General features: G+C 73.7%; 16 protein-coding genes, 1 tRNA gene and 3 pseudogenes. 7 read left to right on the top strand and 13 right to left on the bottom strand.

The genetic code is table 11. The features are described 5' to 3' along the window. Positions 1–87: 87 nt before the first annotated feature. The 6 genes from REH70_RS17660 to REH70_RS17635 all read left to right on the top strand — a co-directional run bounded on the left by REH70_RS17660 (position 88) and on the right by REH70_RS17635 (position 12,161). Positions 88–1,248: a polyprenyl synthetase family protein gene (locus REH70_RS17660; RefSeq protein WP_310749332.1), complete on the top strand. Its 1,161-nt coding sequence runs from the start codon at positions 88–90 to the stop codon at positions 1,246–1,248. After that, positions 1,248–2,144: a phytoene/squalene synthase family protein gene (locus REH70_RS17655; RefSeq protein ID WP_310749330.1), complete on the top strand. Its 897-nt coding sequence runs from the start codon at positions 1,248–1,250 to the stop codon at positions 2,142–2,144. Before REH70_RS17660 ends, REH70_RS17655 begins: the two co-directional genes overlap by 1 nt. Beyond that, complete coding sequence (gene crtI / locus REH70_RS17650) at positions 2,141–4,159, top strand: phytoene desaturase family protein (RefSeq protein WP_310749328.1); 2,019 nt, start codon at positions 2,141–2,143, stop codon at positions 4,157–4,159. Before REH70_RS17655 ends, crtI begins: the two co-directional genes overlap by 4 nt. Further along, entirely contained in the window at positions 4,156–4,512 is a 357-nt protein-coding gene (locus REH70_RS17645) for a lycopene cyclase domain-containing protein (RefSeq protein WP_310749326.1), read from the top strand. The genes crtI and REH70_RS17645 overlap by 4 nt, the downstream gene beginning before the upstream one ends. Beyond that, positions 4,509–5,381 (top strand): prenyltransferase, encoded by an 873-nt coding sequence (locus tag REH70_RS17640; RefSeq protein ID WP_310749324.1) that lies wholly within the window; start codon positions 4,509–4,511, stop codon positions 5,379–5,381. Before REH70_RS17645 ends, REH70_RS17640 begins: the two co-directional genes overlap by 4 nt. A 162-nt stretch (positions 5,382–5,543) precedes the next feature. After that, the gene (locus tag REH70_RS17635; protein WP_310749322.1) at positions 5,544–12,161 is read left to right on the top strand and encodes a peroxidase family protein; all 6,618 of its coding nucleotides are present in this window, start codon (positions 5,544–5,546) and stop codon (positions 12,159–12,161) included. A gap of 113 nt (positions 12,162–12,274) precedes the next feature. Here REH70_RS17635 and REH70_RS17630 read toward each other — a convergent pair whose 3' ends face one another. The 4 genes and pseudogenes from REH70_RS17630 to REH70_RS17615 all read right to left on the bottom strand — a co-directional run bounded on the left by REH70_RS17630 (position 12,275) and on the right by REH70_RS17615 (position 15,412). Further along, positions 12,275–12,547: an ATP-binding protein gene (locus REH70_RS17630; protein ID WP_310749320.1), complete on the bottom strand. Its 273-nt coding sequence runs from the start codon at positions 12,545–12,547 to the stop codon at positions 12,275–12,277. Between the two features lie 183 nt (positions 12,548–12,730). Then, positions 12,731–13,204: pseudogene (locus REH70_RS20905) on the bottom strand (histidine kinase); the annotation flags it as partial. Between the two features lie 420 nt (positions 13,205–13,624). Then, a complete protein-coding gene (locus REH70_RS17620; RefSeq protein WP_310749315.1) occupies positions 13,625–14,293 on the bottom strand; it encodes a response regulator transcription factor in 669 nt (222 codons plus the stop codon). A gap of 87 nt (positions 14,294–14,380) precedes the next feature. After that, a complete protein-coding gene (locus tag REH70_RS17615) occupies positions 14,381–15,412 on the bottom strand; it encodes a BTAD domain-containing putative transcriptional regulator (RefSeq protein ID WP_310749312.1) in 1,032 nt (343 codons plus the stop codon). A gap of 614 nt (positions 15,413–16,026) precedes the next feature. Between REH70_RS17615 and REH70_RS17610 the strand changes: the two are divergent. Beyond that, positions 16,027–16,713, top strand: a pseudogene (locus tag REH70_RS17610) (mechanosensitive ion channel family protein); the annotation flags it as partial. A 386-nt stretch (positions 16,714–17,099) separates the two neighbouring features. On the opposite strand, the gene REH70_RS17605 reads toward REH70_RS17610, so the two are convergent. The 9 genes and pseudogenes from REH70_RS17605 to REH70_RS17570 form a co-directional block, all read right to left on the bottom strand. Next, positions 17,100–17,759, bottom strand: a complete 660-nt coding sequence (locus tag REH70_RS17605) for a hypothetical protein (protein ID WP_310749310.1) — start codon at positions 17,757–17,759, stop codon at positions 17,100–17,102. A gap of 44 nt (positions 17,760–17,803) precedes the next feature. Continuing rightward, a tRNA-Lys gene (locus REH70_RS17600) sits at positions 17,804–17,876 on the bottom strand. Continuing rightward, positions 17,867–19,045: a hemolysin family protein gene (locus REH70_RS17595; RefSeq protein WP_310749307.1), complete on the bottom strand. Its 1,179-nt coding sequence runs from the start codon at positions 19,043–19,045 to the stop codon at positions 17,867–17,869. Before REH70_RS17595 ends, REH70_RS17600 begins: the two co-directional genes overlap by 10 nt. After that, the gene (locus REH70_RS17590) at positions 19,038–20,486 is read right to left on the bottom strand and encodes a hemolysin family protein (RefSeq protein ID WP_310749304.1); all 1,449 of its coding nucleotides are present in this window, start codon (positions 20,484–20,486) and stop codon (positions 19,038–19,040) included. Before REH70_RS17590 ends, REH70_RS17595 begins: the two co-directional genes overlap by 8 nt. Positions 20,487–20,682: 196 nt before the next feature. Then, positions 20,683–21,927 (bottom strand): hypothetical protein, encoded by a 1,245-nt coding sequence (locus REH70_RS17585; protein WP_310749301.1) that lies wholly within the window; start codon positions 21,925–21,927, stop codon positions 20,683–20,685. Between the two features lie 47 nt (positions 21,928–21,974). Continuing rightward, a complete protein-coding gene (locus tag REH70_RS17580; RefSeq protein ID WP_310749299.1) occupies positions 21,975–22,469 on the bottom strand; it encodes an ATP-binding protein in 495 nt (164 codons plus the stop codon). A gap of 58 nt (positions 22,470–22,527) precedes the next feature. After that, positions 22,528–22,827: pseudogene (locus REH70_RS20900) on the bottom strand (MEDS domain-containing protein); the annotation flags it as partial. Positions 22,828–23,071: 244 nt separating this feature from the next. Further along, positions 23,072–23,878, bottom strand: coding sequence for a type II CAAX prenyl endopeptidase Rce1 family protein (locus tag REH70_RS17575; protein WP_310749296.1), 807 nt, complete (start codon positions 23,876–23,878; stop codon positions 23,072–23,074). A gap of 43 nt (positions 23,879–23,921) precedes the next feature. Beyond that, on the bottom strand, positions 23,922–24,761 hold the full coding sequence (locus tag REH70_RS17570; RefSeq protein ID WP_310749292.1) for an SGNH/GDSL hydrolase family protein: 840 nt from the start codon (positions 24,759–24,761) through the stop codon (positions 23,922–23,924). Between the last annotated feature and the right edge of the window lie 74 nt (positions 24,762–24,835).

Here is a 24,835-nt window from a genome sequence, read left to right as displayed (position 1 = left end):
CCGCGGCAGACCGTTCCAGCGGTGCCCCGCGCCGATACTCAGTAGGCTGAGCATTCACCCAGGAGAGGACACGCACGTTGCCCCGAGGTGCACGCGCGCGCCGCCGCCGACCCCGACACGACCGCCCGGTCCATCCCGGAGCCGGGCGCGCTCCTGGCACGCCCGGGGGCGCCCGGCCCGCGCGACGCCGTGACCCTGAGCGACGCCGTGACGGACGGGCTCGCCGCGACCGTCGACGTGCTCGACGGGTACCTGGCCGAGCGGCAGTCCGGCGGGGCCCGCCTGGACCCCGGCTACGGGACGCTCTGGGCGCACCTCGCCGACCAGGTCGGCGGCAAGCTGCTGCGACCGCGGCTCACGCTGGCCGCCTACCTCGGGCTGGGCGGCGACGACGTCGTCGGTGCCGCGCACGTCGCCGCCGCGCAGGAGCTCCTGCACACCGCGATGGTCGTCCACGACGACCTCCTCGACCACGACGAGGTGCGCCGGGGCCGCCCCAACCTCGCCGGCTCCTACCGCGCGTCCCTCGCCGCCGACGGCGTCGTCGGGCCCGGCGCGGAGGACCACGTGCTGGCCGCCGGGCTGCTGGGCGGCGACCTCGCGCTGGTCGCCGCGTTCGGCATGGTCACCCGCGCACCGGTCGACGCGGACCTCAAGGTCGCCGTGATCGACCTGCTGGTGGACGGGGTCAGCACCACGGTCGCCGGTGAGCTGCTCGACATGGCGTCCGGGCTGCGGCCGCCCGCGCACGTCGACACGCTGCTGGTCGCCGAGCTCAAGACCGCGGCGTACACGTGCGCCGTCCCGCTGAACGCCGGCGCCGTGCTGGCCCGCGCCGACGAGCGCACGCAGGTCGCGCTCGCCCGGTTCGGGACCGCCCTGGGCACCGCCTTCCAGCTCGTGGACGACGAGCTCGGCGTCTTCGGCGACCCCGGCCGTACCGGCAAGTCGGTGTTGTCCGACCTGCGGGCGGGCAAGCGCACCGAGCTGCTGCGGTTGTCCTACCTGCGGGCCGACGACGCCGGGCGCGCGCTGCTGGACGCCCACGTCGGGCGCCCCGACCTCGACGACGACGCCGCCGCGCGCGTCCGGGAGGTCATGGCGGGGTGCGGCGCCCGGGACGAGCTGCGGGCGGTGGCCGCCCGCGCCGCCGGCACGGCGCACGACGTCGCGCGGGGGCACCTGCCCGCGGAGCTCGCGGACTACCTGTGCGCGTTGGTGGACGAGATGGCCGGGAGAGGGCACTGATGGCAGCGACGACCGGGGTCCGGCTGTACGACCGGACGGCGGCGCGGGCGAGCCGGGCGGTCCTGCAGGGCTACTCGACGTCGTTCGGGCTCGGCACCCGCCTGCTCGGACCGCAGGCACGCACCGACATCGAGGCGGTGTACGCGCTCGTGCGGATCGCCGACGAGATCGTGGACACCCGCGGCGGCGACGACGCGGGCCAGATGCTGGACGAGCTCGACCAGCAGGTCGAGCGCGCGCTGTCCTCCGGCTGGTCCACCAACCTCGTCGTGCACGCGTTCGCGCGCACCGCGCGGCGGGTGGGCATCGGTCCGGACGTCATCGACCCGTTCTTCGCGTCCATGCGGATGGACCTCACGGTGCGCGTGCACGACCAGGAGTCCTACGAGCGGTACGTCTACGGGTCCGCCGAGGTGGTCGGGCTCATGTGCCTGGCGGTCTTCCTCAACTCGGGTCGCCGCCCCGGTGACCCGCTGGTGGTGGCCGCGCCGGACGTCACCGCCGGCGCGCGTGCGCTCGGCGCCGCGTTCCAGAAGGTCAACTTCCTGCGCGACCTCGCCGAGGACAGCGCGGGTCTGGGCCGCAGCTACTTCCCGGGGGTGACCCCGGGGTCGCTGGACGCCCCGACGCTCGCGGCGCTGCTTGCGGAGATCGAGCGCGACGCCGCCACCGCGCGGGCCGCGCTGCCGTCGCTGCCCCGCCGCGCGCGGCTCGCGGTCGCGGCGACCCTCGGCCTGTACGACCGCCTCGCGGCCGAGCTCGCGGCGACCCCGCCCCAGGAGCTGCTGGCGCGCCGGGTCCGGGTCTCCGCGCCGGGGAAGGTCGCCGTGCTCACGCGGTCGGTGCTGGCCGAGGCGCTGCCCCGGACGATGCCCGGGACCGGGGTGCGCGCGTGAGCGGCGACGGACTGGTCGGCGCACGCGTCGTCGTCGTCGGCGGGGGCATCGCCGGGCTCGCGACCGCGGCGCTCCTCGCCCGCGGGGGTGCCCGGGTGACGCTGCTCGAACGGCACGAGCGCGTCGGCGGGCGGGCCGGGATGCTCGAGGTGGACGGCTTCCGCTTCGACACCGGACCGTCCTGGTACTTCATGCCCGAGGTGTTCGCGCACTTCTTCGAGCTCATGGGTGAGCGCGTCGAGGACCATCTCGACCTCGAACGGCTCGACCCGGCGTACCGCGTCTTCTTCGAGCCGCCGGCCGGCGCGGAGCCGGACGTCCTGGACGTCACGGCCGATCCGGAGGCGAACTGGGCGGCCTTCGACGCGCTCGAGCCGGGAGCCGGCGAGCGCATGCGCGGGTACGCCGCGCAGTCCAGCGACGCGTACCGGATGGCGCTCGACCATTTCCTCTACACGACGTTCGCGAGGCCCGACCGCGCGGTGTCGGGCGAGGTGCTGCGCCGGCTCGGCACGCTCGCCGGGCTGCTCGGCACGACGCTCGCGGACCGCATCGCGCGCACGGTGACCGACCCGCGGCTGCGCCAGGTGCTCGGGTACCACGCGGTCTTCCTCGGGTCGTCGCCGTACCGCGTGCCCGCGCTGTACTCGCTCATGAGCCACCTCGACCTCGTCGACGGCGTCCGCTTCCCGCGCGGCGGCATGTACACGATCATCGAGGCGATCGAGGGCCTCGCCCGCGCGCACGGCGTCGAGATCCGCACCGGCACCGAGGTGGCCGCGATCGACGTCGAGCCCGAGGGGCGCTCGCTGCGCCACCCGCGCCGCACCGGCCGGGCGCGCGGCGTCCGCCTGGCCGACGGCGAGGTCGTCCCCGCGGACGTCGTGGTGTCCGCAGCCGACCTGCACCACACCGAGACCCGGCTGCTCGAGCCGCAGCACGCGACCCGCACCGCCGCGGACTGGGAGCGGCGCGGCCCCGGCATCTCGGCGCTGCTCGTGCTCGCCGGCGTCCGCGGTGAGCTGCCGGAGCTCGCCCACCACTCGCTGTTCTTCACCCGGGACTGGCCGGGGAACTTCCGCGACATCCTCGGGGACGACACCGCCAGCGGCGTCGACGGCCTGCGCGTGCCGGACGTCGCCTCGATGTACGTCTCCCGGACGACCGCGACCGACCCCGACGCCGCGCCGCCCGGGCACGAGAACATCTTCGTCCTCGTGCCGTTCCCGGCCGACCCCGCGCTGGGCGGTGCGGACGACCGCGCGACCCTCGACGCGCACGCCGACCGCTACCTCGACCAGGCCGGGGCGTGGATGGGCACCCCGGACCTGCGTGAGCGCGTGGTGACCCGGCGCGTCGTCGGGCCGGCGGACTTCGCCCGCGACCTGTCCGCGTGGCGCGGCACGGCGCTGGGGATGGAGCACACCCTCGCGCAGAGCGCGATGTTCCGTCCGGGCAACGCGTCCCCGCGGGTGCCGAACCTGCTGCACGTGGGCGGGAGCACGATCCCGGGGGTGGGGCTGCCGATGTGCCTCATCAGCGCCGAGCTCGTCGCGAAGCGGCTGCTCGGTGACACGTCCGCGGGGCGGCTGCCCGCCCCGCTGCGGCGGGGTTCCTCGGCGCCGCCCGCCGCCCCGGCGGTGGACGGCACCGTGACCGGGTTCGTCTACCTCGGCGCCCTGCTGGTCGCCCTGGCGGGTCTGGCCGCGCTCGACCGGCGCTACCGGCTGGCCTTCTGGGTCGACGCGCGACGCGCCGCGATCTGCGTCGCCGTCGGTGTGGTGTTCTTCCTCGCGTGGGACGTCGCGGGGCTCGCCCTCGGGATCTTCGCCCGCGGCGAGAGCCCGCACATGACCGGTGTCCTGCTCGCGCCCGACCTGCCGCTCGAGGAGGCGTTCTTCCTCGCGCTGCTGTCCTACAACGCGCTGCTGGCGTGGCGCGCGCTCGATCTCGCCGCGCAGCGCCGCGCGGTCGGCCGCGGCCGGCAGCGCGTCACCGGGCGGGGGCAGCGATGACGAACGCGGTGCTGAACGTCGGCGTGCTCCTCGTGCTCGGGCTCGTGGTCGCGCCGGTGCTGCGGCGGCTGCGGCCCGGGCCGCTGGTGTGGGCCGCGTTGACGCTGGTCGCCCTGACGGTCGTGTTCGACACCCTGATGATCGCCGCCGACCTCTACGTGTTCGACCCCGACCGCATCCTCGGTGTCTACGTCTGGGGTGCCCCGGTCGAGGACTTCGCGTACTCCCTCGCGGCGGTGCTCCTCATGCCGGCGCTGTGGACGTGGCTGGGCCGCCGGGGCGAGCGGGCGGCGTCGTCGGGCACGTCGTCGGGCACGTCGTCGGGAACGGGCGTCCCGGGTGGGGACGCGTGAAGGACGTCCTCGCGGCGTCCCGGCCGTTCTCCTGGGTCAACACCGCCTTCCCGTTCGCGGCCGGGTACCTCCTGGCGACGGGTGGGCGCATCGACGTCGCGCTCGTGGTCGGCGCCCTGTACTTCCTCGGCCCGTACAACCTGCTGATGTACGGGATCAACGACGTCTTCGACTACGAGTCGGACCTGCGCAACCCGCGCAAGGGTGGGATCGAGGGAGCGCTCGCGGACCCGGCGACCGCCCGGACGGTGCACCGGCGGATCCTGTGGGCCTGTGCGCTGACCAACGTGCCCGCGCTGGCGTGGCTGCTGGCGCTCGGCGACGTGGCGTCGAACCTCGTGCTCGCGCTCGTCGTCCTCGGCGTCGTGGCGTACTCCGCCCCGGGCCTGCGGTTCAAGGAGCGGCCCGTCGTGGACTCGGTGACGTCCGCGATGCACTTCGTCGGACCGCTGCTCTACGCCCTCGTCCTCACCGGCGCCGACCTCACCGCGCGCACCGCCTGGCCGGTTCTCGTCGCGTTCGTCGCGTGGGGGATGGGCTCCCACGCGTTCGGCGCGGTGCAGGACGTCCGCGCCGACCGGGAGGGCGGGCTCGCGTCCGTCGCGACCGTCCTCGGCGCGCACCGCACCGTCGTGGCGTCGACCGTCGCCTACCTCGTGGCGGCCGTCGTCCTCCTCGCGGTGCCGTGGCCGGGGTGGCTCGCGGCACTGCTCCCCCTGCCGTACGCGGTGAACGCGGCCCGGTTCTGGTCGGTCCGGGACGCCGACTGCGAGCGGGCCCACGCGGGCTGGCGGGTGTTCCTGTGGCTCAACCTGGTCACGGGCGCTCTCGTGACCATGCTGCTCCTCGCGGTCGCCCGGCTGAGCTGAGCAACCGGGGCGCCCCTCGAGGGTGAAGTTTGTCCGGTTCGCCCGCTTTGGACCGTTTTCCAAGGGTTTCCCAAGGGTCCGACGAACACGATCCGGGGGATCAGCGGGCCGACGACGTGGTCGGCCCGTGCGTTGCGGGTCGCACCCCGGAGGTTCAGCACGATGTCCACACCCTCAGTCCCACGCCGGGACGGCGGCGGCTCCGGCCGCCCCCGCACCGGCCGCAGGTCCGGCACGCGGTTGCGTGCCGCCGTCGGCGCCGGCCTGAGCGCCTGCGTCGCGTTCGCCGGGATCATCACCGGCCCGACGGCGATGGCCGCCACCGACACCGACCCCGACTTCCGCCTCACCAAGGCGGACCTCGAGTTCATCCTCAAGCAGATCAACATCGGCGAGGCGCACGCCGAGGCGATCACCACGGGCGACACCGAGTACAGCCTCCTGTGCGACGACCCCAACGACCGGAGCTGGACCTGCGTGCCCAGCCCGATGCTGCCCTACGGGCTCCGCACGGTCGACGGGTCGTTCAACAACCTCGAAGAGGACGACACGAAGGACTACGGCGCCGCGGGCCGCACGTTCCCGCGCATCGCGCCGGCCAACTTCCGGGACGCCGGCCGGCTGTTCTTCGACCCCGACGGCCCGAACGGCCCCGCACAGGCCGGCGGGATGACGTCCTACGACCAGGTCGGCGAGAACAACGTCGTCGTCGACGAAGAGCCGCGGATCATCAGCAACCTCGTCGTCGACCAGACCGTGATGAACCCGGCGGCCGTCGCGATGATGGGCGTCGTCGAGGGGTCGTACGCCTTCGACCACGACGGTGACGGCTTCAACTGGGAGGTGCACCGCACCTCGCCGGAGTACGACCCGGCCGACCCGCTGCCGATCAACCCGGTGACCAACCGGCCCTTCACGCCGGACCGCGTCTTCATCCCGAACGTGTCCCCCGACGTCGGCCTCTCGGCCCCCTTCACCGGCTGGTTCACGCTGTTTGGCCAGTTCTTCGACCACGGCCTCGACCTGGTGTCCAAGGGCGGCAACGGCACCGTCTTCGTCCCCGTGCTGCCGGGTGACGAGCTGTACAACCCCGCCTCCCCGCGGACGAACTTCATCCCGCTGACCCGCGCGACGGTGACGATGGCGCCGGGGCCCGACGGGCAGCTGGGCACGTCGGACGACACCCGGGAGCACACCAACCGGACGACGCCGTTCATCGACCAGAACCAGACCTACACCTCCCACCCGTCGCACCAGGTCTTCCTGCGCGAGTACGAGCTCGTGCACGGCCGTCCGGTGCCGACCGGGCACCTGCTGGACGGTGCCAAGGGCGGCCCGCCCACGTGGGCGGAGGTCAAGTACCAGGCGAAGACGATCCTCGGCATCCAGCTCGACGACATGGACGCGCTCACGGTGCCGCTGCTCGTGACCGACCCCTACGGGCGGTTCGTCGCCGGCCCCACGGGCTTCCCGCAGATCGTCGTCAGCGAGACGGACGTGCGCGAGGGCAGCATCGACACCCCCGTGGACGCCACGCAGGCCATGGACGCCGGCGTGTCCTTCCTCGACGACATCGCGAACGGCGCGGAGCCGAAGCTCGACACCCTGGGTGAGCCCGCGCTCGACCTCTACGACTCGGCCAAGCTCGACGCGCACTACATCACCGGTGACGGCCGCGGGAACGAGAACATCGGCCTCACCGCGGTGCACCACATCTTCCACGCCGAGCACAACCGTGTCGCCGACCAGGTCATGGACGTGCTGGAGGCGCCGGGGAACGAAGCCCTGCTCCGGGCGTACCAGTCGCAGGACGGCATCTGGGACCTCGGCGAGCGCGTGTTCCAGGCCGGACGCTTCGTCACCGAGATGGAGTACCAGCACCTGGTGTTCGAGGAGTTCGTGCGGAGCATCCAGCCCGCGATCGACGCCGGACCGCTGAACGAGACGCGCTACGACAGCAACATCGACCCGTCCGTCACCGCTGAGTTCGCCCACGCGGTGTACCGGTTCGGCCACTCGATGCTGACCAGCGACGTCGACCGGGCCGGCTTCGGGACGGAGAGCCTGTCGCTCTTCGACGCGTTCCTCAACCCGTCCGAGTTCACCGACAACGGCCGCCTGACGCCTGACCAGGGTGCTGCGTCGCTCCTCATGGGCATGTCCAAGCAGACCGGCAACGGGATCGACGAGTTCGTCGACAGCACGCTCCGCAACCAGCTGCTCGGTGTGGCTCTCGACCTCTCGGCGATCAACATCGCCCGGGCCCGGGACACCGGCATGCCGACCCTCAACGAGCTGCGGACCGTCTTCTACGAGGAGACGGCCGACTCGGCGCTCAAGCCCTACGAGAACTGGACCGAGTTCGAGCTCACGCTGAAGAACCGGGCCTCGATCGTCAACTTCATCGCGGCCTACGCGCCGAGCATCAAGGCGGCGGGCGGCTCGGTGGACGCGCGGCGCACCGCCGCGCAGGCGCTCATGGCCGACCCGGCCTTCATGTCGAGCAACGCCGGCCTGAATGACATCGACCTCTGGGTCGGTGGCCTGGCGGAGCGGAACATGGACTTCGGCGGGATGCTCGGCTCCACGTTCAACAAGGTGTTCGAGGAGCACATGGAGGACCTGCAGAACGGGGACCGGTTCTACTACCTGTTCCGTACCGCCGGCATGGACCTCATCAACAAGCTCGAGGCCAACTCGTTCTCCGAGCTCGCGATGCGCACCACGGACGCGACCGGCCTGCACCACAACATCTTCGCCAACCCGACCCGCACGTTCGAGGTGGCCGACCAGGCCACCTGGAGCGACGGCGACGCCACCACCCCGGACCTCGCCGTGATCAACGGCTGGCACCGGTTCGACGGCGAGGAGCACGTGGTCATCCACGGCACCGACGCGGTCGACTCGCTGCACGGCGGCATCGGTGACGACTCCATCTGGGGTCACTCCGGCAACGACCGGCTCGAGGGATGGCAGGGCAACGACATCCTCGTCGGCCACGGCGGCAACGACGTCCTCACCGACTCGTTCGGCGACGACGTCATCCACGGTGGGGACGGCGACGACGCCATCAACGCGGGATCCGGCCTCGACCTGCTGTTCGGCGGGTTCGGGAAGGACTTCATCCTGCACGGTCAGGACCCGACGGAGTCCTTCGCCGGTGACGACGACGACTTCATCCGGGGCGGCAACGGCCTGGACGTCGTCACGGGCAACTCCGGCGACGACTGGCTGGAGGGTGGCGGGGCCTTCGACCTCCTGCAGGGCGACAACGCGCTGACCTTCCAGAACGACCCCAAGGGAGGCGCCGACGTCCTCATGGGCCAGGGTGGACTCGACGACCATGACGCCGAGGGTGGCGACGACATCATGGACAACGACGGGATCGACCGGCACCACGGGATGCTCGGCTTCGACTGGGTCACGCACAAGCACGACCCGCGCGCGGCCAACGCCGACCTGGGCCTGACCATCTTCCAGGCGCCCGACGTGACCCTGAGCCGCTCGCGGTTCGCCCAGGTCGAGGGCGTGTCCGGGTGGAGCAGGAACGACATCCTGCGCGGCGGGCGGGCACCGGGAGACCCGGCGTTCGCCGACGACGGAGGCCACGAGCTCACCCAGGCCGGCATCGACCGGATCAGCGGCCTGCGCGAGCTGCTCGGCGGCGGGGACGTGCCGAAGTACGGCGCGCAGTTCATGACCAAGAACGCCGAGAAGCCGCACAACATCATGCTGGGCGGCGGCGGCAGCGACATCCTCGAGAGCGGTGCCGGCGACGACTACATCGACGGTGACGCGGCGCTGGACTTCTACCTCGAGTGGACGAACCCGGCGAACGGTGCCGTCGAGCGTCAGGAGACCATGCAGCCGTTCCAGACGCGGGTCTTCAACGGGACCATCAGCCCGGCGGACATCCACATCGTCCGGGCGATCATCCCGCACCAGGGTGAGGCTGCTCCGGACACGGCGGCCTTCGAGGACCTCCGGGAGATGTACTCCATCACCAAGCTCGAGGACGGCCTCTACCGGGTCGCCCACATCGAGGAGGACGCCGGTGGCCTGGCCTCGGGCGTGGACATCCTTCGCAACATCGAGCTCGTCCAGTTCGCCGACGTGACGCAGGACCTGCTGACCGGCGCAGTCGACCCGAGCTCCCCGTCCGGGACGATCGAGTTCAGCACCATGGCGCCGGTCGAGCACGAGCCGCTGACGGCGACGTCGGCCCTCGTCGACGGGGTCTCCGGGGAGCCGGTGCCCGCGGACGACATCGAGTGGGTCTGGCAGTGGGCCGACGACGAGGGTGAGTTCACCCCGTCGGAGAGCGAGGGTGCGCTCACGTCGACGTTCACCCCGGGTGACGCCGAGGCCGGCTACGCCCTGCGCGTGGTCGCCACGTTCACGGACGCCGGGGGCACCCTGCGGACGGTCGCGTCGGGTCTCACCTCCCCGGTGCAGAACATCAACGACGCACCGGTCTACCCGCAGCTGGTTCCCCAGTCGCCGGTGATCGGTGAGCCGGTCACCTTCGACCAGTCGCAGCTCAACGACGCCGACACCCTGTACAACGACGACGGCGACCTGATCGTGACGCTCAACTACCAGTGGCAGGAGAGCAACGGCACGAGCTGGCGGAACATCGCCAACGCGAAGAGCAGCACGTTCACGCCCACCGAGGCCCAGAAGGACCGCCGGCTGCGCATGATCCTGCGGTTCAACGACTTCCTCGGCACCCCCGAGGTGGTCGACCTGACCACGGGTCCGGTGTCCTCCGTGGCGACCGTGCCCACGGCTCCGGCCCTCGGGACGGTCACCGTCGGCCACGAGAGCGCGACGGTCACCTGGACCGCCGTGACGGGTGAGCAGACGGGTGGCGTGGATCTCCTCGGCTACGCCGTCCAGGTGCTCGCCGAGGACGGGACGACCCCGGTGGGTCCGCTCCGCAACGTGGGGGCCGACACGACCAGCCTCAAGGTCAGGGGCCTGACCAACGGGACCACCTACCGGTTCCGGGTGCAGGCGGCCAACCTGGTGGGTGGCGGTGCGTTCTCGGCCAGCTCGGCCGCGGTCACGCCGGTCTCCCTCACGCCGGGTGCCGCGACGATCAGCTCCGCTGTGGCGGGCGACGCGTCGGCCACCGTGACCTGGGCCGCTCCGGCCGAGACCGGCGGTTCCGCGGTCACCGGCTACGAGATCCAGGTCATCAACGCCGGTGGGATCCTCACGATCCGGGAGATCCCGGCGACGGCGACGTCGCACGTGATCACCGGGCTGAGCAACGGTGTCCCGCACACCTTCACCGTGCGAGCGCTCAACGACGACGGTCCTGGACCGTGGTCGGCGGTGTCCGCCGAGGTCCTCCCGTCCGAGGACGCCGAGGAGCCGGCGGAGCCGGGCCTGTCAGGCACGGTGACTGCCGGTGGGGTGGCGCTGGGTGGTGCGTCGGTCAACGTCTACACGGCGGACACCCGGACGTGGCTGAAGTCGGTGCTCACCGGCGCGGACGGGTCGTACAGCCTGACCGGGCTGCCCGCGGGTTCGTACCGGCTGTACGTGCAGCCGAACGAGCCGGGCTACGCCAACCAGTGGCACGCGGGGACGAGCTTCGAGTCGGCGGCGACCATCACCGTCAGCGGGGCCACGACCGCGGACATCGCCCTGGTCGGCACGCACACCCTCTCCGGGGTGGTCCGTACCGGTACGGGCGTGCTGGCCGGCGCGACCGTGCAGGTCTACACGGCCAGCACGCGCACCTGGCTGAGGTCGGCGACGAGTGCCGCCGACGGTGCCTACTCCGTGGCCGGGTTGCCGGTCGGCTCGTACCGCCTGTACGTCCAGCCGAACGAGCCGGGGCTCCCGAACCGGTGGTTCGGTGGGGCGAGCTTCGAGACCGCGACGGTCGTCACGGTCGACGGAGCCACCGCGATGGACGTCGTCCTCTCCGGAGCGGGCAGCCTGTCCGGCTCGGTCATGGCCGGCGGACAGCCGCTGAGCGGCGCGGCGGTGCAGGTGTACACGGCCGACACCCGGACGTGGGTGCGGTCCGGCACGAGCGGGGCCGACGGGTCGTACAGCGTGCCCGGGCTCACGGCAGGCTCGTACCGCCTGTACGTCCAGCCGAACGAGCCGGGGTACCCGAACCGGTGGTTCGGTGGGGTGAGCTTCGAGACCGCGACCGAGGTGGCGGTCGACGGGGCGACCCCGATGGACGTCGTGCTCTCGACTGCGGGCAGCCTGTCCGGCGCGGTCACGGCCGGTGGGCAGGCCCTGAGCGGCGCGGCCGTGCAGGTGTACACGGCCGACACCCGGACGTGGGTGCGGTCCGGGACGAGCGGGGCAGACGGTGCGTACTCCGTGGCCGGGCTGCCGGCCGGCTCGTACCGCCTGTACGTCCAGCCGAACGAGCCGGGGTACCCGAACCGGTGGCTCGGTGGGGCGAGCTTCGAGACCGCGACGGTTGTCACGGTCGACGGGGCGACCCCGATGGACGTCGTCCTGTCCGGCACGCACACGCTGTCGGGCACGGTGACAGCCGGCGGGTCGCCGCTGGAGGGCGCGTCGGTGAGCGTCTACACGGCGGACACGCGGACGTGGCTGAAGTCGGTGGTCAGCGGTGCGAACGGGTCGTACAGCCTGACCGGGCTGCCGGCCGGGTCGTACCGGCTGTACGTGCAGCCGAACGAGCCCGGCCACGCCAACCGGTGGTTCGGGGGCAGTGGCTTCGACACCGCCACCGTGATCGCCGTCGACGGTGCCACTCAGACTGACATCGGTCTCGGCTGAGCGGTGACACCCGGCGCCCGGTCACCCCCGCACTACGCGGGGGTGGCCGGGCGCTCCACTGCCCGCACCCGACCGGGCACACCGCTGCCCGCAGGCCGAGACGACCGGTCGGGTCAGGTGAGCGGGACGGACGCGGCGACGGTGGTGCCCGCACCGGGCGCGGACCGGACCGTGACCTGGCCGCCTGCCTCCCGGACCGTGTCCCGGACGATCTGCAGGCCCAGGTGCCCGTCACGCCGCGGGGCGGCGGGGTCGAAGCCGACGCCGTCGTCGGCCACCTCGAGCACGAACCCGACGTCGGTGCGGCGGGCGGTGATCGTGACGACCGACGGCTGCGCGTGGGCGGTCGCGTTGCTCAGGGCCTCGCGCGCGACGCGGTAGAGCAAGGTCGAGGTCGTCCTGGACAGGTCGAGGTCGTCCGGGACGGCGATGCGGACGTCGACCCCGCGGGTGCGGAGCCGGTCGGCGAGGCGGTCGACGGCGGCCGGCAGGCCGTGGCTGTCCGGCTCGGTCGGGTAGACCTCGGTGAGCATGCTGCGCAGGGTGCCGACGCTCGCGCGGACGATCGCTCGCAGTCGGGAGATCTCGGGGCGGGCTGCGGGGTCCAGCCGTGCCTCGAGCGACTCGAGGGCATAGCTCGCCCCGGCGAGGTCCTGGATGACCTCGTCGTGCAGGTCGCGGACGATCCGACGGCGCTCCAGGTCCGATGCCGCGGCGGCCTGGCGGAGCAGCCGACGTCGGGTGGACTGGAGTCCCTGGATGCGTCGGGCGAGACGGATCGCCGGGGGAGCTGGGCGAGCTGGAGCGCCACCAGCGTCACGACGCCCACCGGCAGGAGGCTCAGCAGGAGGTCGCGCTCTTGCGCGTGCACGACGGCGGCCGGGAAGTGCGCCTCGAGGACGAGCCGGTCGCCGGAGTCGGCGACGAACGGTGCGTCGACCTCCACGGCATGACCGAGATCCTCGCTGTGCTCGTCGACGGGCGAGTCGGGGTCTTCGAAGCGGGCGACGGCGCCGCCGTCGGGCGGCAGGATGTCGACCCACTCGTGGTCCGGGAAGCGCTGACCGACCAGCCAGCTCGCGTCGGAGAACAGCACCTGACCCGACCGGGTCCACACCGTGATCCGGATGACCGAGCCGCCCGCGATGCGGCTGTGCAGGACGCGGTCGAGCAGGGCGACCGCGTCCGGGTCGCCGGCGAGCAGCCGCTCGTCGACCAGCGGGGCGACCATGTTCTCGGCCATGCGGGACGTCGTCTCCTCGAGCCCCTCGAGGGTGTGGGTCTGCACGAGGTGCTGCAGCGCCAGGGTGGCCGGGGCGGCGACGACGGCGAGCGTCGCCAGACCGGTGAGCAGGAAGCGCGCGACCGCCCGCCGGACCTCGGAGCGCTCCGACTCGCGCTCCTCCTCGTCCGCGTGGCGGCGATCGGCGTCGTCGCTCGACCACAGGCTCGGCGCGGCCAGGTCAGTCATGGGTCCGCGGCGTCAGCAGCCCGAGGCGCCAGGCGGCGACCACGGCCTGCAGCTGGGAGTGGGCGTCGAGCTTGACCAGCAGCGACTTCACGTAGCCGCGGCAGGTCGCCGGCGTGACGCCGAGGGTGGCCGCGATGTCCCGCACCTCCCGGCCCTCGGCCAGCAGCGTCAGGACCTCCCGCTCGCGCCGCGTCAACGCGGGTCGGCCCGGCCCGACGCCGTCCGGCCCCGGCGTCGTGGCACCCACGGAGTCCCACGACGGGTCGTGCCGGAACCCCTCGTGCGTGGCCGTGCGCAGCGTCAGCAGCAGGTGGGCGAGCGACCCGTCTTTGAGCAGCAGCCCGCAGGCGCCCGCGAGCCGGGCCCGCGTCAGGTGGGACACGTCGGCCTGCGCGGTCAGCATGACGACACGGGTCGCTGGGGACCGGTCGGTGATGCGCCGGGTGGCGACGAAGCCGTCGCCGTCGGGCAGCTGGACGTCCATCACCACGAGGTCCGGGGTGAGGCGCCGGGACATCTCCACGGACTCCGCGACGGACACGGCGTGACCGACGCTGACGAGGTCGGGCTCCCGGTCCAGCGCATCGGCGAGGAGCTCGGCGAAGGTGACGTGGTCGTCCACCACGAGCACACGCGTCGGTGCGGCGGTGTGCGCGGCCATGCGCCTCCCTCGCGTCGGTGTCGTGGACGACACCATGGAGGGTCCGGGGCGGCGCGTCCACCACCGTTCGGGGTGGCTCAGCCACTTTCACCCGTTGGAGGCGAGGCGCACCTCCGTGACCGGGAACCGCCGGGTGCGCTCGAGCAGGTCCTCCAACAGCCCGTAGGCCTCCCGCACGGGTGTCGAGATGCGGGCGTCCCGGCGTCCGGGATTCCGCGCGGCCACGGTCGCCGGCGGGTCGCCCTCGGCGTAGTCGCGCAGGCGGACGATCGCGACCAGCAGGTCGGCGAGCTCCTCGTCCGAGTCGGCCATCCCGCCGAGGACCCGTCGGAGCACCGCCTGCAGCCCGGGCCCGGGCGCGCAGCCCAGCTCGGCGGCGAAGACCGCCCGGCACTCGCCGTAGACCCGCAGCGCGTCGACATGCCGGCCGGCGCGCTCGAGCGTCGTCAGGCGGGCCGCCCACGCCGACTCGTCGTGCGGGTCGGCCGCGAGGGCGCGGCCCGCGAGCTGCAGCGCGGGGTCGGTGTGACCGAGCGACGACGCCGCGTCCGCGGCGGCGACCAGCACCGCCGTCACCTGCTCGGTGTGGACACGACGGGCGTCGTCGGCCCACGGTGCGGCGGCCTCCTCGGGGAGGAACGGGGCGTCCGCGAGGTCGAGCGCCCTCTGCAGCAGGGGATAGGCGTCGCGTGGACCCAGCTCGCGGGCCCGGGCGGCGAGGTCCGCGAAGCGCTCGACGTCGACGTCGAGCACACCGCGGGGGATGACGTACCCACCCACGCTCGTGCGCACGATGGCCGACCTGCTGTCGCAGACCGCCAGCAGGTGCTGACGCAGCACGCTGACGTAGCTTTCCAGGGCGGCCGGGGCGTTCGCCGGGGGTCGGTCCGGCCACAGCATCTCGACGAGGTGGTTCTTGGGGACGACACGGCCGGGGTTCAGCGCGAGGATCTCGAAGATCTGCCGCGGCTTGCCGCCGCCCAGGCCGCGCGGGCCGATGACCGTGCCCGCACCGTGGACGGCGAACGACCCGAGCAACGTCACGGTCACCGTGCCGGGGCGCCCGGCAGCAGTTGCCTCCACCTGGACACCTTCATCGTGGGCAGTCAGCACGCTCATCGGGCCACTGTGCTGGCGGACGCGGAGGCGACGACACCCCAATCTGGGGGTGTCGTGCCCCTCGGGCGGGTGAGATGTGCGGGTCACCCGCGTCCGGACGCGCCCGGACCGACCTCCGACGCACCGGTGCCCGGCAGCCGAGGGCTGCCGGGCACCGGTCGTTCGACGTCGGGTGACGTCAGCGCGTGCGGCTGCGGTTGCCCAGCAGACGCGCGGCGATGATCACGCCGATGACGGCGAGCACGACCTGGATGATGTGCTCGATCCAGTCGATGCCGCCGGTGTCCTGGTTGCCCTCGCCAGCGAGCACGCCTTCCCACAGCGCCGTCCCGAGGAACGCAGCGATGATGCCGACGATGATCGTGACGACGAGCGAGATGTTCTGGCGGCCGGGGGCGAACAGACGGCCCAGGGCGCCGATGATGGCACCGATGACGATGGCGCCGATGATGCTGCCGATCATGAGGTTCCCTCTCGTTGCAGTTGCGGGCCGGTTGACCTTCGTGACGGAACGTAGACCCCCCGACAAGGGCCGCATGTCGAGACGGCGCCGTGAGGTGGTCCGGACCACATCGGCGTGTCCGAGCAGACACGCCGGGCCGTAGCCTGGAGCGATGCGATCGGAAGCCGTGACCGAGACCGTCGACGTCGTGGTGCCGGTGGGTGCGGTGGCCGTCGCCGTGGTCGCAGCCCTCGTGGTCGCGGCGGTGGTCTCGGCCGTGGTGCGCACGGTGGCCAAGCGGTCGTCGCTGGCGATGGACGTGCTCAAGCGGGCGCGTCGGCCCATGCAGGTGACGTTCGTCATCGTGGCGGTCTGGCTCGCGCTGCGGGTCACCACGGACCAGGCCGACTGGCGGGTGACCGCCGAGCACGTCCTGCTCATCGCCCTCATCGTGGCGGTCGCGTGGCTGGCCGGCGCCCTCGCCTTCGTGGCCGAGGACGCCGCCCTGGCCCGGTACCGCGTCGACGTCGCGGACAACCGGCACGCCCGGCGGGTGCGCACCCAGATCACCGTCCTGCGGCGGGTGACCGTCTCGGTCCTCGCGCTGTGCGCCCTCGCGGGCGTCCTCATGACGTTCCCGGGCGCCCGGGCCGCCGGCGCGAGCATCTTCGCGTCGGCCGGTCTGCTGTCGGTCGTCGCGGGGCTCGCGGCGCAGAGCACGCTGGCGAACGTCTTCGCCGGCCTGCAGCTCGCCTTCACCGACGCCATCCGGGTGGACGACGTCGTCGTCGTCGAGGGGGAGTGGGGGCGGATCGAGGAGATCACGCTCACCTACGTCGTCGTGCACCTGTGGGACGACCGACGCCTGCTCCTGCCGTCGACCTACTTCACGACCACGCCGTTCCAGAACTGGACCCGTCGGTCCGCGGACCTGCTGGGAACCGTCGAGCTCGACCTCGACTGGTCGGTGCCGGTCGACGCGATGCGGCGCGAGCTCACCGACCTCCTCGACGACACGGACCTGTGGGACGGCCGGGTCGGCATCCTCCAGGTCACCGAGGCGACCAGCGGCTACGTCCGGGTCCGTGCCCTGGCCAGCGCCAAGGACGCCCCCACGCTGTTCGACCTGCGGTGCTACGTCCGCGAAGGGCTCGTCGACTGGCTGCAGCGCAGCCGGCCGGGGGCGCTGCCCCGGACGCGCATCGAGGACGTCGCGCACACGGTCCGGGCGACGTCCTGGGCGGATCAGCCGGCGCTGCCCCGCCCCGAGGGGCAGCTCGACGACGCCACCGGTGCCCGGCCACCCGCGGTCGACGCCGCCGACGACGCCGCCCACGTCCCGGTCGTCCTCGCGCCGTCGGCCGCGCGGCCCGCCGAGGACGACCTCGACGACACCGCGGCGCACCTCCCGGTCCTGGTCGACCCGCAAGCCGCCCGCCCCGCCGAGGACGACCCACCGGACCACGACTCGTCCGACCACGACTCGTCCGACCACGACTCGTCCGACCACGACTCGTCCGACGACGACTCGTCCGCCGACGACGACGTGCCCGCATGGGCCGGTGCCACGGTCCCGGTCCGCCGCTCGGCGCGCTGGGTCGCCGGTGCCGAGGGGACCGACGGCGACCGGGTCACCCCCGCGTCGGCCGGCGCGACGAGGGGCGCCTGTTCACCGGGAGCCTGGGGGCCATCCAGCGCGCCCAGGCGTTCTCCGGTCCCGGTGCCGACGTCTTCTCCGACCGGGACCGCACCGGGGAGCGCGAGGTGCCGCTGCCCCCGGACCCCGTGCGCGACGACGTCGGGCGCACCCAGGCGCTGCCGCTGCCGGACCGGCGCGTCCCCCGCGAGGACGGCGACGGGGGTGGTGAGGGAGCCGGTGACGGCGGTGGTCCCGGCGCTGGTCACGGCGACGGACCGTGACGGCGCAGTGCGGTGCCCTGGCCGGTCGGTGGGCCCCGTGGGGCTCGAACCCACAACCGACGGATTAAAAGTCCGCAGCTCTACCGATTGAGCTAGAGGCCCGGGGACGCCGCGACCGGGTCTCCGGTCGCGGCGTCCGCCGGGGACCACGGTACGCGGACGGACGCCCGCGACGCGCCGTGGGCGTCACGGGCGCGGTCGCGGTGACCGTCGGGTGACCGGGCCGGTGCCGGGTGCCGCGAGCTGACCGGCGTCGACCACCTCGCCGACGAGCCGCTCGACGACGTCCTCCAGCATGGCGGCGCCCACGACGGTGTCCTCGTCGTGCACGAGGGCCACGTGCGCCCCGCGTGCCTGCATCTGCGCGAGGGCGACGTCCAGCGTCGTGTCCGCGCTGATCCGGGCGAGCGGCCGGACGTGCTGCGGGGGACCGGCTGATCCTGCGTCCCGGCGGGCGCCATCAGCAGGTCCTTGACGTGCAGGTACCCCTGCAGGGTGCCGTCCGCGCCGGTCACCGGGAACCGGGAGAACCCCGTGCGGATGCACGTGGCCTCGGCCTGCGCCGAGGTGACGTCCGCCGGCAGCACGACGAGGTCCGCGAGCGGCACCACGACCGCGCTCACCGGCTCCGTGCTGATGCTCAGCGCACTCGTCAGCAGGGTGTGCGCGTCGTCGTCGAGCAACCCCTCCTGCCGGGACTCCGCCACGAACGCGGCGACCTCGTCGGCCGTGAACGCCGACGCGACCTCGTCCTTCGGGTCGACGCGCAGCAGCCGCAGCACCACGTTGGCGACCCAGTTGAGCGCGACGATCAGCGGCTTGAGGACGAGCACGATCCCGTAGAGGACCGGCCCGAGCAGGATCGCGCTGCGCTCCGGCCCGGCGATGGCGATGTTCTTGGGCACCATCTCGCCCAGGACCATGTGCAGGAACACGACGATCGCCAGCGCGATCGTGAACGCGACGGTGTGCAGCAGCGGGCCGGAGATGCCGATGGCCGCCAGCGGGATCTCGAGGAGGTGGGCGACGGCCGGCTCCGCGATGGCGCCCAGCCCGAGCGAGCACATCGTGATGCCGAGCTGCGCCCCGGCCATCATGAGCGACACCCGCTCCATGGCCCGCAGGGTGAGGCGTGCGGCGCCGGAGCCCTCGGCGGCGCGGGGCTCGATCTGGGTGCGCCGGGCCGAGATGAGCGCGAACTCGGCGCCGACGAAGAAGGCGTTGCCGGCGAGCAGCAGCACGGCGACCAGCAGGGCGGTCGCGTCAGCCATGGTCGGCCTCCGTCCGGTCGTGGCGGTCACGGCGGTCGCGCGGTCTGGGCGCCGACCCGTCGTCGGACCGGTCGTCCGGTGACGGGTCGCCCGTCCCGACGTCGACGACGGCGAGGTGCAGCCGGTCCACGCGTCGCCCGTCGAGCCGCGTGACCCGCAGGTGCGCCTCGACCGGCGTCGGGAGGCCGTCGGCGTCCGGGCGCGTCGTGTCCCGGGCCGGCAGGCGCACCTCGTCGCCGACCGCGGGGAACCGCTCGAGGCGCTCGGTCACCAGGCCACCCAGGGTGTCGGACTCCTCGCCGTCGGGGATCTCGATGCCGGTGATGTCGTCGACCTCGTCCGGGCGCAGCAGGCCGGACAGCGTCCAGGAGCCGTCGGGGAGCTGCCGGTGGCGTCCCGCGGGGCGGTCCTGCTCGTCCTCGATCTCCCCGACGATCTCCTCGACGAGGTCCTCCAGGGTGATGATCCCGTCCGTGCCGTCGTACTCGTCGACGACGACGGCCATCTGCAGCCCGTGGCGGAGCTCGGCCAGGACGGCGTCGAGCGGCATCGCCGACGGCACCGCGCGCACGGGTCGGATGATCTCCGCGACGGTGCGTCGGTGCCGCTCGTCGGCAGGGACGGCGAGGGCGTGCTTGAAGTGGACGACCCCGACGACGTCGTCGACGTCACGTCCCTGCACGGGGAACCGGGCGTGGCCCGTGCGTGCGGCGAGGACGAGGACGTCGTGGACGGGGTCGGCGGCCTCGAGGAAGCGCACCCGCGGCCGGGGTGTCATGGCATCGGCGGCGGTGCGCTCACCCAGCGCCACGGAGTGCTCGACGCGGCGCGCCGTCTCCGCGTCGAGCAGGCCGCGCTCGGCGGAGCGGGCGACGAGGGATCCAAGCTCCTGCGCGGAGCGGGCCGACGCGAGCTCCTCCTGCGGCTCGATGCCCATCGCGCGCACGAGCCGGTTCGCGGAGCCGTTGAGGAACCGCAGGAGCGGCCCGGCGATCCAGGAGAACGCGCGCTGCGGCCCGGCGACGACGCGCCCGACCCGCAACGGCTCGGAGATGGCCCAGTTCTTGGGCACGAGCTCGCCGAACACCATCTGCGTCGCGGTCGCGATGAGGAACGCGGCGGTCAGGGCGATGCCCGCGCTCACGGGCTCGGTGAGACCGGTGCCCTCGAGGGGGCCGCGCAGCAGGGACGCGATCGACGGCTCGGCGATGAAGCCGACCACCAGGCTTGTCACGGTGATGCCGAGCTGAGCACCGGAGAGCTGGGTCGACAGGCTGCGCAGGGCCGCCTGGATGCTGGTGCCGCGCTTGTCGCCGGACTCGGCGAGCCGCGCGACGGTGGGTCGGTCGACGGTCACCAGAGCGAACTCTGCGGCGACGAACAGCGCGTTGAACCCGATGAGGACGACGACGAGGAGGAGGAGCAGCCACTCGGTGGTCACCGCGCCGACACCGCCAGGGGCGGGGGACGGGGAGCGCCGAGCGGCTCAGGTGGTGAGCCGGTCATGTTCATGACAACTCACGATAGGGCCGACCGGTTCCCGGCTGCGCGACGGAGCGGGGCGGCGGGCACGGCCGGGAGCATCGCCGCTGGGGATGGCACGACGGCAGTCGGGATCCTCCCGACGTCGGAGCAGGTCAGCGCAGCCCGTCGAGCCGGTCGCGTGCCGCACGGACCGCGTCGGCAGCCTCCACCTCCACCGCGTCGGCAGCCTCGCGCTCGTCGACCGCGCGGCGGTGGTCGCGGTCGGCCGTGCGTGCCTCGCCGCGGAGCTCCGCCAACCGGGCGGACAACCGGTCGACCTCCGCTGCCACGTCGGCCCGTCGCCGCCCGGCCCGGTCGACGGCGGCGTCGGCGGCCCGCCGTGCGGTCCGCGCCTCGGTGGCCCGTCGCTCCGCCTCCGCGAGCTCGCGCCGGGCCGCAGCGAGCTCGGCCGCTCGTCGCTCGGCTGCTCGTCGTTCGGCCGCGAGCTGCTCGGTCGCTCGTTGCTCGACCGCTCGGTGTTCGGCCGCGCGTTCGTCGGTGGCCCGCTCGTCGACCGCGGGCGCGCCCGCGTCCCCGCGCTCCCCGGGCTCCCGCGCGGCACCACGCCGGCCCACCGCGCGCCCGGACGTCCGCGGTGCCGTGCGCCGACCGGGCAGGATCCGCGTCGGCTCGTCCGCGCCCGCGCCCGCGCCCGCGTCCCCGTCGCCACGGTCGCCGTCTTCGGTCCCGCCGGCGGCGCGGCTGCCCGCCTCGCCGGGTGCGGCCGCGCGGACGTCGTCGGACGGCGCGAGCAGGGGCGGCGCGTCCGGGACGGCGACGGCGCCCACCAGGTCGACCGGGTCGAAGCCCGTGCTCGTGAGGTCGCGCACCAGGAGGCCGGTGCGCACCGCGGCCGCCGCACCGGCGTCGGCCATCGCCGCGTGCAGGGTGCCCTCGACCGCGGTGGCGACGGTGCCGCTCAGCCGCTGGCCTGCCGCGTCGGCGAGAGCGGCGGCCCTTCGGCGCAGGGCCGCGGTCTGCTCGTGCCGACGACGGGTCAGGTCCCGCAGGGCCACCCCGTCACCGGCCGCCTGTGCGGCGAGCAGCTGCGTCCCGGTGGCGAGGAGGTCGGCGACGTCGTCGGGGCGCTCGCGGACGAGGACGTCGACGACCCACGCGCCCACGGACGGACGACGCAGTGCCGCCACGACGCGGGCCCCGTCACGGTCGCCCGACGCGCGGACCGCCTTGGCGCGGGCGTTGCGCGCGGGGACGAACTCGGCGGGCGGCAGCGCGTACAGGCTGTGGGCGATCGCCACGACGTCGGACGCGTCCCGGTCATCGGCGGTGCTGCCGGTGCCGCCGTCATCCACCGCGCCGTCATCCATCGCGCTGTCGTCCATCGCGCCGTCTTCCATCGCGCCGTCGTCCTCACCCGTCGCGGACATTGTCCGGCCGGTGGGGGTCACACCCAGCTGTGGACGCGCACGACCGTCCCGGCCGCGGTGGACCGGATCTGGACGAGGTCGCACAGCTGGTTGACCATCCACACCCCGCGGCCCCTGGGCTGCCCGGGCACCGGTGGGGTGCGCCCGACCAGGACGTCGTCGAGGCGGCCGGAGTCGGCGACCTCGAACAGGAGCGCACCCGGCTCGGACCAGGTGCGCAGGACGCCCCGCCCGCCGCCGTGGTCGAGGCTGTTCGCGGTCAGCTCGTTCACCGCGAGGGTCAGGTCCGCGGCGCGGGCGGGACCAAGCGCCGGGGTCGCCCGCTGCCGGACGAGCCGGCGCACCGCGCCGAGGTCGCCGCGCCCGAAGGCCACGGCCTCCACGGGGCCCGCGGCCGGCGGGAGGTCGCGGCGCCACAGGGCGCGGGCACGGTCGACGTCGCAGGCGGCATCGAGGGGCGCTCCGGCGGCGTCGGTGACGGTCGGGTGGCTGCGGCGCACCTCGTCCGCCACGTGCGGGGAGGGCGGCGACGTCGTACGGGCACAGCAGCCACAGCGGCGTCCCCGGCCGCAGGGCGACGTTGAGCAGGGCCTCGTGCAGGTGGCACTCGGCGACCTCGGCGGCGGTGCGGCCGGCCCAGACGGGGGCGCCGAGACCGCGCAGGGGGCGCGTCCCGGCGCCGTGCCGGTCGATGAAGTCGTGCCAGGCGGGCAGGAGGCGGGCGGGGTTGCGGCCCAGCTCGGCCATGTCGACGTGGTGGACGAGGTCGGCCGCGTCGCCGAGGGCGGCGCGCAGGGGCTGCCACTGCGCGTCGACGAGTGCGACCATCACCGGCTCGTCGTCGGCCAGACCGTCCCGGACGAAGGGCACCGCACGCGCGAGCAGGTCGTCGGTACCCGAGACGAGCACCGCCTCGTGGCGGAGGCCCGGTCCCGGGTGGGAGCGCGGCGGCGCGAGGGCGGTCACGGGGCTCCTCGTCGTGTCGGTGCGCCGCTCGACGGCGCCGCTGGGCGTGGGATCGCAGCCACGATAAGGGACCTGGCACGGGACGCGACCCGATCGAAGGTCCCAGAGGCCCGATCCGCGGGGACGTCACCCGACCGGTCCGGCGAGGTCAGTACAGGAAGACGTCCAGCCAGCTGCGGTTGTGCGCGTGCACGAGGACGAGGAAGAGGACGAGGTCGAACAGCAGGTGCACGCACACCACGTACGTCAGCGAGCGGGTCAGCCCGAAGATGTACCCCTGGATCAGGGCGAAGGCGTAGATGAGCACCGGGCCCCACGCGTGGAACCCGAGCTCGTACAGGAACGACGTGAACAGCACCGCCTGGAGCAGGTTGGCCTGCCAGAACGACAGGTGCCGGCGCAGCAGCGTGAACACCGTGCAGATGAAGAACAGCTCGTCCCAGATCCCGAGCACGTTGGTCCCGAGGAACAGCCGGCCGATGCCCTCCGCGTCGCGCACCGCCGGCCAGTTCTCGTAGACCCCGGTGGGGATCATGTACACCGGCAGCAGGAGGTACCCCAGCACGGGCACGGCGGCGAGGTAGATCTTCTCGAGCCGGGTCCACCGCTCGCCGGTCCGGATCGGGAACCGCACCGCGTGGTCGCGGTACACGTAGCGCGACACGAGGTACGGCCCGGCGACCGCGAGCGTCATCGCCGTCCCCATCGTGATCATGTGGGACGTGCTGATGTCGGTCGTGATCGGTACCGCGCTCATGACCACGAGCCCGAAGGCGATGAGGGCGAGGTCCTTGCCGAGCGCGCGGTCCATCACCAGGCCCAGCGCGACCCCGACCGCGAGGACGCCGTACCCGGCCTCGCGCTGGTCCAGGCCGAAGGCGAGGAAGCCGGCGAGCGAGACGAGGGCGGCGGGCAGCAGGGGGCCGCGCACGGCTGCGGCGACGTCGGACGGCATGGGCCACACCGTAGGGCGGTCGTCGCGACCACGCGTCGGGTGCTCAGCCGACGACGGCGTCCAGCTCGGCGGCCAGCGCCTGCGCCAGCCGGGCGTACCCCAGCTCGTTCGGGTGGAGCCCGTCCGCGCTGATGTACCGCTCCCAGTCGCTCTCCGCGGACACCGTCGCGGTGACGATCGTCGCGGCGTCCACCCAGTGCGCGCCGGCCGCCTCGGCCGCGCTGCGGACGGCGTCCCGGACCGGGCTCGCGGCACCGGCGCCGGCGAGCGAGGTGGGGAACGGCCCCATCACGACGACGGTCGCGTCCGGCAGCCCGGCGCTCAGGTCGCCGAGGAGTGCGGTGGCGGCGGCACCGACGTCGTCGGCGTCGTACCCGCCGAAGACGTCGTTCGACCCGCCGGCGACGACGACGACGTCCGGGCGTGCCGCGACGACGTCCGCCACGCGGGCGGGCATCGGTCGGCCGAGGCCCGGGGCGACGAACCCGCTGCCGGAGACACCGTCGACGACGGCGATCGGCCACCCGAGCGTCCGCGCCGTCTGCCACGCGAAGCCGCGCTCGGGCGGTGCGCCGACCCCGACCGTGAGCGAGTCGCCGAGGAACGCCAGGCTCGGGGCGTCGAGGTCGACGTCGGGTGCTGGTGCGGCGGTGGGGTCGACCGGGGCGGGCGCCGGGGCGGGCGTGGAGGACGCGGTGGGGGTCGGCGCGGCGGGTGCGCCGGCTGTGGTCCCCGCGCTCGGGGCGGAGGTCGCCCGCGACTGCGGCGCGCTGTCCGGTCGGCCGACGAGAGCCGCCGCGCCGAGCCCGAGGCCGGCGGCCACGGCCACCCCGACGACGACCGGGACGAGTCGGCGGCGCGGCGGCGGCGGGGGAGTCGTCATGGGCTCACGGTAGGCACGGCGGAACGTCGGCCGTGCGGTGGCGACGGGGTGGTCGGTCGGGATCGACCGGCCAC

The sequence above is a fragment of the Cellulomonas sp. ATA003 genome (genome assembly GCF_031582905.1).
In the GTDB taxonomy this organism is placed as follows: Bacteria; Actinomycetota; Actinomycetes; order Actinomycetales; family Cellulomonadaceae; genus Pengzhenrongella.
This window is presented reverse-complemented; position numbering and strand designations above follow the sequence as displayed.